Source organism: Mammaliicoccus sp. G-M28 (assembly GCF_022386595.1).
Classification (GTDB): domain Bacteria; phylum Bacillota; class Bacilli; order Staphylococcales; family Staphylococcaceae; genus Mammaliicoccus; species Mammaliicoccus fleurettii.
In genome coordinates, this window is the sequence record NZ_JAJNIF010000026.1 from 1 (window position 1) to 10,953 (window position 10,953).

The 10,953-nt window shown below is 33.6% G+C and carries 8 protein-coding genes; 5 read left to right on the plus strand and 3 right to left on the minus strand.

Annotated elements, in window-relative coordinates; all coding sequences use genetic code 11:
- Positions 1–314 precede the first annotated feature (314 nt).
- Genes nadA through LQ609_RS12335 form a run of 3 tightly spaced genes read right to left on the minus strand, consistent with a single transcriptional unit; the run spans position 315 to position 3,774 of the window.
- Positions 315–1,415 carry a quinolinate synthase NadA gene (nadA, locus tag LQ609_RS12325; RefSeq protein ID WP_239734824.1) on the minus strand — a complete coding sequence of 367 codons (1,101 nt, stop codon included), beginning with the start codon at positions 1,413–1,415 and terminating at the stop codon, positions 315–317.
- Positions 1,416–2,249, minus strand: coding sequence for a carboxylating nicotinate-nucleotide diphosphorylase (gene nadC / locus LQ609_RS12330; protein WP_239734825.1), 834 nt, complete (start codon positions 2,247–2,249; stop codon positions 1,416–1,418). It abuts the gene before it with no gap.
- Positions 2,200–3,774 carry an L-aspartate oxidase gene (locus tag LQ609_RS12335; RefSeq protein WP_239734826.1) on the minus strand — a complete coding sequence of 525 codons (1,575 nt, stop codon included), beginning with the start codon at positions 3,772–3,774 and terminating at the stop codon, positions 2,200–2,202. Before LQ609_RS12335 ends, nadC begins: the two co-directional genes overlap by 50 nt.
- Positions 3,775–3,861: 87 nt before the next feature.
- Here LQ609_RS12335 and LQ609_RS12340 point away from each other — a divergent pair, with 87 nt between their 5' ends.
- From LQ609_RS12340 to LQ609_RS12360, 5 genes are all read left to right on the plus strand, one after another.
- Positions 3,862–4,953, plus strand: a complete 1,092-nt coding sequence (locus tag LQ609_RS12340) for a cysteine desulfurase family protein (RefSeq protein WP_239734827.1) — start codon at positions 3,862–3,864, stop codon at positions 4,951–4,953.
- A 1-nt stretch (position 4,954) separates the two neighbouring features.
- Positions 4,955–5,473 carry a transcription repressor NadR gene (locus LQ609_RS12345; protein WP_208143475.1) on the plus strand — a complete coding sequence of 173 codons (519 nt, stop codon included), beginning with the start codon at positions 4,955–4,957 and terminating at the stop codon, positions 5,471–5,473.
- Positions 5,474–5,751: 278 nt separating this feature from the next.
- Positions 5,752–8,100 (plus strand): immune inhibitor A domain-containing protein, encoded by a 2,349-nt coding sequence (locus LQ609_RS12350; protein ID WP_239734828.1) that lies wholly within the window; start codon positions 5,752–5,754, stop codon positions 8,098–8,100.
- Between the two features lie 299 nt (positions 8,101–8,399).
- The gene (locus LQ609_RS12355) at positions 8,400–8,912 is read left to right on the plus strand and encodes a YfiT family bacillithiol transferase (protein WP_239734829.1); all 513 of its coding nucleotides are present in this window, start codon (positions 8,400–8,402) and stop codon (positions 8,910–8,912) included.
- Positions 8,913–9,595: 683 nt separating this feature from the next.
- Complete coding sequence (locus LQ609_RS12360; protein ID WP_239734830.1) at positions 9,596–10,837, plus strand: aminoacyltransferase; 1,242 nt, start codon at positions 9,596–9,598, stop codon at positions 10,835–10,837.
- Positions 10,838–10,953 lie beyond the last annotated feature (116 nt).

Sequence of the window (10,953 nt, forward strand, 5' to 3'; positions counted from 1 at the left end):
GGGGTTGAATTCTAACGAGCAAGAAATAGTAAACAAGCACGTTAGAAATTCTAACGAGTAAGACTCCTAAAACAAGCACATTAGCGCTATAAACAGTCACGAAAAAGTATAGAAATACACTAAAAAGAGGGGGGGTTGAATTCTAACGAGCAAGAAATAGTAAACAAGCACGTTAGAAATTCTAACGAGTAAGACTCCTAAAACAAGCACATTAGCGCTATATAAATCATCCACAATAAAAAAGCAAATTAGAGGCAGGGACAAATTAATTGTCTCTGTCTCCATTTTGCTGCACCTCTTAGTCATAGGATTGTTTATACTATACTCAACATGCGTTCTAATGATTGCTTGGCATAATATGCAGTTTCTTTATCTACTTTGATGATGTTCTCTTTATGTCCGTCTTGAATTTTATCTAGACACCATGCTAAATGTGGTAAGTCTATTCTGTTCATTGTGAGACATGAACACATAAGTGGATTGAGTGATTCTATAGTAACATCTGTGTATGTTGTTTTTAATCGATTAACGAGATTCATCTCTGTCCCAATCACCCAATGTGAGCCTTTTGGTGCGTTTTTTATCATATCTATAATATATTTTGTAGACCCCGCGTAGTCTGCCATTTGTACGATGTCAAATTGACATTCAGGATGGACGATGACATTGACGTTAGGGTCTTTTTTACGTGCTTGTTTTATATGAATTGGATAGAACTTTTCATGAACGGAACAGTGTCCTTTCCACAAAATAATTCTAATATCTTCATCATTACCATCAAATTCTAATATTTTTTGAATAGGATCCCATACGGCCATTTCTTCCAGTTTAATACCTAATTTAAAGGCGGTATTGCGCCCTAAGTGTTGGTCGGGCAGAAACAGTATGCGTTTGTCTTGATCTAGTGCCCATTGAATCACACTATCTGCATTTCCACTTGTGACACATGAACCGCCATTTTCGCCGACGAATTTTTTAATAGCTGCTGTTGAGTTTACGTAAGTAAGCGGAAGTATGTTATCGCCTAATCGATTCGTTAAGACATCATATCCGTGTAACGCTTGATCAATATTTGCCATATCTGCCATAGAGCAGCCTGCTGATAAATCGGGTAAATAGATGTTTTGATTGTCGTTCGTAAGGATATCAGCAGTTTCTGCCATAAAATGCACACCATTAAAAACAAAGTATTGAGCTTGAGTATTTTCTTTACAAATTCGTGCTAATTCAAGAGAATCTCCCATTATATCAGCGAATTGTGCTACTTCATCTTTTTGATAATGATGTGTCGGCATAAATAGTCGCTCTCCAAGCGCTTCTTTAATGGTTGTAATTTTATTTTCTAGTTGTTCTGTTGTCATATTTAAGTATTTTTCAGGTATAGATTGTGCTTTTTCTATTGTAGGATTGAACATTTAAATAACCACCTTTGCTGAGATATCTAATGCATGTTGATCATAAAATAATGAACCGATAGAAATGTAATCAACACCTGTTTCTGCATATTGAACGACATTGTTTATGTTAATGTTACCTGAAGCTTCTGTTTGAATATGACTCGGTACTTTAACGATATGTTCTTTAATCCATTCAGGTGTACAATTGTCGAACATCATAATATTTACATCTGCTTGAATAGCTTCAGTCAATGTTTGCTCATCTTCTATTTCGATTTCAATTTTATCCATAGGTCCGATATGTCTTTTAGCTTTTGATACTAGATCATCAATTGATTTGCTAAAGCTAATATGATTGTCTTTCAACATTAATCCGTCATTTAATGTTCGACGGTGATTGTAACCCCCACCTACATGAACAGCGTGCTTTTCAAACATACCTAATCCAGGCGTCGTCTTTCTCGTATCAACAATTTTAACGTTAGTATGTTGTACTTTTTGAACGATTTGATGGGTAGACGTGGCGATACCTGACATACGTTGAATTAAATTTAAAGTGATGCGTTCCATAGTGAGTAAAGTAGTAACACTTCCTTTAACCACTGCAAGTACTTGTCCTTTTTTAACTGAATCTCCATCTTTAACTGCAATATCAGTTTGAATATCACTTTCGATGATTTTGAAACTTTCTTGAAGAATGATTTCTCCACAAAAAATACCTTCATCTTTACTTAATAGCGTTAATGTTCCTTGTTGATTTATATCAAAAATGCTCGACGATAAATCACCATAATGATTATCTTCAAGGTAAAATTGTTTGAGTTTTTCTTGTACGTTCAACTTGTTTAGCATGAAATATATCCTCCATTAAAATTTCTATATCTATATGTTGTAATGTTTGTTGTACATTTGGGTAATCCGTTCTAAAGTGAACACCTCTTGATTCATTGCGATTTAAGGCTGATAGACAAACCATCTCTAATGTCTTAATGGCAACATATCTTTGCCAATCATCTTTCGACCATTGAGTTGTAACTGTAGAGTTTTTTAAACATAGCTGGATGTCATTTAAATATTGCGTCATATCATGACCATTTCGTTCAATACCTAGTACTTCAGAGCTTAACTGACGTATTCTTTCAACTTCTTGAGTATTCATTATAGGTATGCTCAAAGATTGTGAATTAGTCATATGAATATCTCTAATGGAAGATTGGTTAATAGCTTGACTACAAAGGTGTCCCATAACAAGTCCTTCTAAAAGTGAGTTGCTTGCTAAACGATTTGCACCATGGAAGTTTGTGTTACTTGCCTCACCAATTACATAAAAATGTTGTTCATCCGTTCTTCCATAAATATCAGTTTCAACGCCACCCATTGTGTAATGTGCACCAGGTGTAACAGGTATAAGATGGTTGTGATATTCATTTGGAAAATGGCTCATGACATTTTGGTATATTGTTGGAAATCGTGTAGAGAAATGCTCGATATGCTCTATGTTTATAAAACATTGATGACCTTCTGTTTGTTGTTGGAAAATGGCTCTACTCGTAACATCTCGAGGTGCTAGACTACCTAAAGGATGAATATTTTTCATAAATGCCTCTCCAAACTCGTTCACTAAAAAGCCTCCATGACCTCTCACAGCTTCTGAAACGAGACCGTATGTATTGCTTTTAGTCCCTAGTAAAGTTGGATGAAATTGAATCATTTCCATATGTCGTAACGGAAGTTGATGGTGATAAGCAATAATATGACCTGAACTTATCGTTGTTGATGCATTTGAGTTAGTTGGGTAGAGATTACTATAACCACCTGTTGCTAAAATGACATCATGCGCTAAAAATTCTGTCTTATTTCCATGTTTATCGAGGGCAAGAACACCACATATTTCGTTTGAATCGTCTCTTAATAAATCAACAACTTCAGTCTCTTCATAAATCGTTAAGTCTTTTGATGCTAACTGCTCGATTAAATATTTAGTGATGTATGCGCCAGTTTGATCACCGCCTATATGTAGAATACGTGGCTTAGAATGAGCGCCTTCCATTGCAAAGTCTAAATTATGTTTATCGACTTGTTTATCAAAGGTTAAACCTTCTTCTATCATCTGCTGGATAATCTCATGACTATGTTGGATGATCGGTTCAATAACAGTCATATCGCCGAGCTTATTACCAGCTTTATAAGTATCTTGTATATGAGAAAGTCCATCATCATCCTCAAATTTAGAAAAGCAAATACCACCTTGTGCGAGTGAACTGTTATGAGTATTCAATTTATCTTTCGTAATGCAATAAATCTCGGTATGTTCATTAAGTGAGCGAATAGCAGACAATGCAGCAATTCCAGAACCAATAATTATAACTTTTTTCAAGTTTACACCTTACTTTACATATATGTTATCATTTTATATACAATATATTGACACATTAAAAGATAAATAACAAGTGGGGGATTATAAATGATTTATTTAGATAACGCATCAACTACGATGGTTGATAGTGAAGTACTAGATGTTTATCAAGATACACAAAGAGAAGCATATTATAATAGTGAAAGTTTACATATTGGAGGTCTGCATACAAGACAACTGTTGGATGAATGTAAACACTATATTAAGCAACACTTTTCAACAAACAAAGAAGTTATTTTTACGAGAAGTGGTTCACATGCAAATGAAATTGCGATACATAGTTATTTAAAAGGACAAAATGGTGGGACGATACTTGTATCTCCATATGAACATCCTTCAGTACATGCAGCGTTGGAAAATTTCAAAACAGAATTCGAAATTTTAGACTTACCTTTAGAGGGTACGGGGGAGGTTGATTTAGAAAAAACTAAAGAAATGATGTCAGATGAAGTTCTTCTAATCATAGCTCAACATGTGAATTCAGAGACTGGTTACATATTGCCAGTAGGGGCATTAAGTGAGATTGCAAGACATCATAATATTCCAATACATGTTGATGGTGTGCAAGCTGTACATAAAATAGAAACTGCCGATGTACAATCATTTAGTTCATATGCATTTTCGGGACATAAGTTTCATGGAACTAAAGGTTCAGGTGGATTATTAATGAATCATGAATATGTGAAGCCATTAAATGAATATTACTTTCATGAAATGTATACACAAAATGGTACAATAGATTCACCAAGTATTATTGCAATGACAAAAGCATTATCTTTATCAAGTAACATACAACATATGAAATCTATGCAGCAATATATGATAAAGAAATTGACAGAATTAGACTTTACACAAATAGTTTACAGAGAGTGTGCACCACATATAGTTGCATTGTTGTCTCCAAAATATGAAGGACAATATATAATGCAATATCTATCAAATAGAAATATATGTATATCTACAGGAACAGCTTGCGGTCATGGTGCGTTGTTAAGTAGAGGTTTACAAGTTAAAATAGACTCAATACCGAAAAAAACATACGATCAATATATACGTTTATCCATTAGTAAATTTACGACAAAAGAAGATATTGATAAATGTTTTGATCACTTAAAAACAATTGTAAGAGGAGATCAGTGAAATGAATAACCCTTTTAAACGAAGAGAACAAATTCTGGAATTACTTGAGACATCAAATAAACCAATTAGTGGGAAGCAACTTAGCCAACAATTTGATGTATCAAGACAAATTATTGTGAAAGATATATCTATACTCAAATCACAAAATCACATGATAACTTCTACTAGCAGAGGTTATGTTATCAATAATGAACCACAAGGAAAAGCATATAAACGCGTAATCGTTTGCCAACATGATAACGAGCAAATGGAAGAAGAACTGCAAATCATTATAGACAATGGCGCAATGATAAATGATGTCGCAATCGATCATCCAGTTTATGGCAGTATAAAAGCAGACCTCATGATTGAAACCCAAGATGACTTAGATAAATTTATAAGTGAAATGGAAAAATTCGAAGGACAAATGTTAGCACACCTTACAGATAATCTGCATTTACATACAATCTCAGCACATACAGAAAAAATATTAGACAATGCTGTAAGAGACTTAAAGCAACATCAGTATATAGTAGAATAACGATGTGAGAAAGACTTCGTGCGATTCAGGTGAAATCTGGTAAAAACGCACGAAGACTCCAGAGATATCTTGCGATTTACTCATCCCCACCCCCACCTCCTGTTCACAACATTTCTAAACTTAGCACCCCTATATTATTCGGCTTATCGAATTATTAGGGGGTGTATTATTTTGATATACTAAATAATAAAATTTAGAATTTTTTGAATTCTTTCTACTATTTTATGGATAATTGTATATAATATATTTATATTAGATAAAAAGGGGGATTTTCTAAAGTGAGTTTATTTTTAAAGAAATTATCAATTGCTTCGTTGAGTGCTCTGATTGCATTACCTGCTTTTGCTTCTCAAGCATCTGCAAATAATGTCGCGCCTAATGAAGATCGTTTGCTTGAAACGTTGGAAAAAGAAGGTGTGATTGAATCTTCGAATACACCTGAACAAAAGGATGAAAAATTAAAGCAATATATGGATGACAAAGGTGAACAATATCGTCAAAAATACATACCTAATAAAGGCCTTTTTGATAAGCGATATAACAAGGGGAATAATGGTAAGCGCCTTGGTAAATTAGAAAAAAATAAAAAAGAAATGTATAAGAAACAAAATAACGGTAAGCGTGTAGATAAAGTTCAAGAAGAAAAATATAATGGCAAAGTGCGTAAAGATAAAGTACTAGTACTTGCTATGGAATTTCCAGACTATCCAAACAGTTCGATTACGAAAGACGAAACGGATATGTATTATGACGAATACCCGATTTCTCATTTTCAAGATATGGTGTTTGGAGAAAATGGTTATAAAGGTCCAAACGATGAGAACTTAATGAGTATGAAACAATATTATAAAAATCAATCTGGTGGCAGTTATGATGTAGACGGCCAAGTACATGGTTGGTATAAAGCAAAACATGATGCAAGTTATTATGGTGGTAACGTTCCAGATGATAGCGGTAGTGATGGTAAGCCGAAAGAATTAATTAAAGAAGCTTTGGAACAAGCTGCTAAAGATTCAACCATTAATTTAAGTGACTATGATCAATGGGATCGTGATGATATAGATGGTGACGGTGTTTATGATGAAAAAGATGGTATCGTTGACCACATTATGATTGTACATTCTGGTCCAGGTGAAGAAGCAGGCGGCGGTAAATTAGGTACTGATGCAATTTGGTCTCATAGATGGTCTCTTGATTTCGATGAGCAAGGAGAACCCTACACAATTCCTGGTACAGATTCAGGTCTTGACCAATTCGATGGTAAATTAGCAGCTATTGATTATACTGTTCAACCAGAAGATGGTGCTGCAGGCGTGTTCTCACATGAATACGGACATGATTTAGGTTTACCAGATGAGTACGACACGGAATACTCAGGTAAAGGCGAACCGGTATCATTCTGGTCAATTATGTCTTCAGGAAGTTGGGCAGGTGCAATTCCAGGTACTGAACCAACTGGATTTGATCCATACATGAAAGAAATGCTTCAACAACAACATGGTGGTAACTGGCAAACAGGTAATGAGCTTGATGCAACTGAATTTAATGGCGAAACATCTGAATTAATTGATGAAGCAACAACTAAAGGTACAAACAGTGATGCTCTGAAAGTTAATTTACCTGAAAAATCTACATTAATACAAAAACCAGCACAAGGTAAGAAGGCTTACTGGAGTGGAGCGGATGATGATTCTCAATACTCTATGACTTCTTCTTTAGATTTAACATCAGCTAAGACGAGTGAATTAAATTTCAAAACTTGGTATGACATCGAACAAGGATTTGATTACGGATACGTACAAGTATCTACAGATGACGGTGAAAATTGGGAAAACGTTAAAGGAAGTATCACAAATAACGATGACCCGGCAGCAAGTGGACAAAACCAAGGTAATGGTATAGACGGTAAGTCTAACGGCTATGTTGATGCGAAATTCGATTTATCTAAATACGATGGTAAAAAAGTAAAACTAAGATTCTTATATGTAACTGATAAATATGAATCTAATCCAGGTTGGTTTATCGACCAAATCAAAGTATCATCAAATGACGGTAAAGAAATTTTAAGTGATGATGCAGAAGCGGATTCTAAATTTGAATTACAAGGCTTTGAACAAAGTGATGGTAATAGATATGACGAGAACTATTACTTATTACAATGGAGAAACTTCACAGGTCCAGATAAAGGCTTACAAAACATTAAACGCGGTGGCGGAACAATGTCTTATAACAAAGGTTTGACAGTTTGGTATGTAGACAAGAGTTTCTCTGATAACAATGTAAGTAACCATCCAGGACAAGGTTTCATTAGTATTGTTGATGCAGATCAAAATGCATTAAACTGGGAGAAAAAAGGTGTAGCAGATGATCCTGCAACAACACAATTCCAAATAAGAGATGCAGCATTCAGTTTAGACCATCAGCCTCAAATGAAACTTAAAAATGCAGAAGGCTATGAATTACATGATAAAAAAATTAAGAAAAACCCACTGTTCGACGACAGCAAAGATTACTCAAACAAAGGACAAAAAGATGCAGGCGTATTATTACCAAATCACGGTCTGAAATTTGAAGTAACAGCAAAAAGTAAAGATAATACAGTCGGCAAAGTTAAAATTACAAAATAATAAATTAAGAAGACTAGGAGAGGCTGAGACAAATTTGTCTCAGCCTCTTATTCATAGGATAGCCATATTCACACAAGTTGGGAGAAGAGTAAGCAAGGATAGCTATGTTCACACAAGTAGAAGGAAGTGTAAGCAAGGATAGCCATGTTCACACAAGATAAAAGAAATAGAGAATAATTTTTGATTTTCTGGGACAAATTTGCCCAGCCACTTAGTCGCTTCTATGTTTAGATTTCAAGAAATAGAGAATATGTCATATAATGAAGATGAATTTAAAATAACTAAAAAGGGTGATTAACATGGATGCAAGATTTCCTATTGGAGAATTGGAATTACCTGAAAAAGTAACAATGGACCATATACAGCAATGGTTAGATGAAATTGGAAATTACTCTAATCGGTTAAGAAAAGTTGTAGATGGATTAGATAGTGAAGAGTTAAATAAGACATATCGAGAAGGCAGTTGGACAGTAAGACAATTGGTCCATCACATAGCTGACTCTCAACTCAATATGTATCAACGATTAAAAATAGCTTTAACAGATGATAGAATACCGACAATAGTAGCTTTTGACCAAGAAGAATGGATTAAATTACCGGATAATGATTTACCGATAGAATGTTCACTTAGAATGTTAGAAGGTATGAACGAACGTATCGTAGCAGTTGGTCGTAAATTAACAGAAGATCAACTATATCGAGCATTCTTACACGAAGATACCGGAGAAACAACAGTAGCATATAAAATCGCTAAATTATCATTTCATGAAGAACATCATCTTGCACATATAAAATTAGTGTTGTCGAAATAAATTAAGAAGCTGGGACAAATTTATGTCTCAGCTTCTATTTTTGTTGTCAGGTCAATTTTTATGGCTTTTCTTATCAGCAATATCGCTAGGAACTGCTTATACTGCACCTTTTATCAGCAATATCGCTAGGAACTGCTTATACTGCACCTTTTATCAGCAATTTTGCTGGGAACTGCTTATACTGTACCTCTTATCAGCAATTTCGCTAGGAACTGCTGATACTGCACCTCTTATCAGCAATATCTCTGAGAACTGCTTATACTGTACTTCTTATCAGCAATTTCACTGGGAACTGCTTATACTGCACCTCTTATCAGCAATTTCACTGGAAACTGCTTATACTGTACTTCTTATCAGCAATTTCGCTGAGAACTGCTTATACTGTACCTCTTATAAGCAATTTTGCCGGAAACTGCTTATACTGCACCTCTTATCAGCAATATCGCTTGGAACTGCTTATACTGCACCTCTTATCAGCAATATCGCCGGAAACTGCTTATAACGTACATCTTAAAACCATGAATAGGTTTGGTTATAACCCTTGGAGTGTATAAGTCATGCGCTTATTGACGAAATTCTGTCCCTTACAATATTTTTATATAAAAAAGTTACTTTATTAAAATACAAATATTAACAAATATAACTTTTTATGGTAATCTTTGGTAAAAAGGGGATGATTTTACATGAAGTTTGTAAATTTAGAAATGAAAGAATATGATTTGTTTGTGCAAATGAATTTTTCTCATTTTACTCAATCAATAGAGCATTTTAGTTACAGAGACAAGACACAAAAAGATTGTCATATAGTTGGTGTTAAAGATGACTTTAATAATGTAATTGCAGCTTGTCTGTTAACTGAAGCTCAATCATTAAAAGTTTTTAAATATTTTTATAGTCATAGGGGTCCAGTGATGGATTTTACAGATATTAAGTTAGTTTCATTCTTCTTTGAAAATTTAACTCAATATTTAAAGAAAAGAAAATGTTTGTTTGTCCTAGTTGATCCGTATGTAATTGAAAATATAAGAAATCACAGTGGGGAAATATTAAAATCTAATGATAACAGTTCTTTATTTCATACATTAAATGAATTAGGTTATAAGCATGATGGTTATAGTGTAGGATACTCAGATAAAAGCCAAATAAGATGGATTTCGGTATTGGACCTTAAGGATAAGACTCTTGATGAAATTTTGAATAACATGGAATATAAAACGCGAAGAAATATTAAGAAGACAGAGGAAATGGGAGTTCAAATAAGAGATTTAGATATTTCAGAAACAGGTTTATTCTACAGTTTGTTTAAGATGGCAGAAGAAAAACATGGTTTCTCATTTAGAGGACAAGATTACTTTGAAAGGTTACAAAAAACATATAAAAATCATTCTAGTATTAAGCTTGCATATATTGACTTAGAAGAGTACATAGAAAAACTCTATACTGAACAAGAAAAATTATACATAGAAATGAAAGATATAGAACAAACTCTTGCACTGAATGCTAATTCAAAAAAGAATAAAATAAGAAAGCAAGAAAATGATAAAAAAATTTCAAGTTTAAAAGGGAGAATTGAGGAAGCAAAGCAATTAAAAGAAAGGAATGGAAAAGTTCTAAATTTAGCTGCTGCTTTATACATTTATAATAATCATGAAGTTTATTACTTATCTAGTGGTTCTAATCAGAATTTTAATAGATTTATGGGAGCGTATAAACTCCAATGGGAAATGATTAAATTTGCAAAAGATAATAATATAGATCGATATAATTTTTACGGAATAACAGGTGATTTTACTGAAAATGCAGAAGATGTGGGTGTAATCAAGTTTAAGAGCGGATTTAATGGTCATGTTGAAGAATTAGTTGGAGATTTTATTAAACCAGTAAGACCAGTTTTTTATAAAATATATAAATTGTTAAACAAATAACTATTCTATTTTAAAAGAGGCTGGGACATAAATACCCATTCTCAAATAAAAAGAGCTAATCCATATTTTCGGATTAGCTCTTTTTTCTTTATTTATAAAATCTACGATTTTGTACG

What these genes read in the sequence shown, in the direction of transcription:
- LQ609_RS12360 (WP_239734830.1), top strand. Translation starts at nt 9,596, where the DNA reads ATGAAGTTTGTAAATTTAGAAATGAAAGAATATGATTTGTTTGTGCAA.
- nadC (WP_239734825.1), bottom strand. Translation starts at nt 2,249, where the DNA reads ATGCTAAACAAGTTGAACGTACAAGAAAAACTCAAACAATTTTACCTT.
- nadA (WP_239734824.1), bottom strand. Translation starts at nt 1,415, where the DNA reads ATGTTCAATCCTACAATAGAAAAAGCACAATCTATACCTGAAAAATAC.
- LQ609_RS12355 (WP_239734829.1), top strand. Translation starts at nt 8,400, where the DNA reads ATGGATGCAAGATTTCCTATTGGAGAATTGGAATTACCTGAAAAAGTA.
- LQ609_RS12345 (WP_208143475.1), top strand. Translation starts at nt 4,955, where the DNA reads ATGAATAACCCTTTTAAACGAAGAGAACAAATTCTGGAATTACTTGAG.
- LQ609_RS12340 (WP_239734827.1), top strand. Translation starts at nt 3,862, where the DNA reads ATGATTTATTTAGATAACGCATCAACTACGATGGTTGATAGTGAAGTA.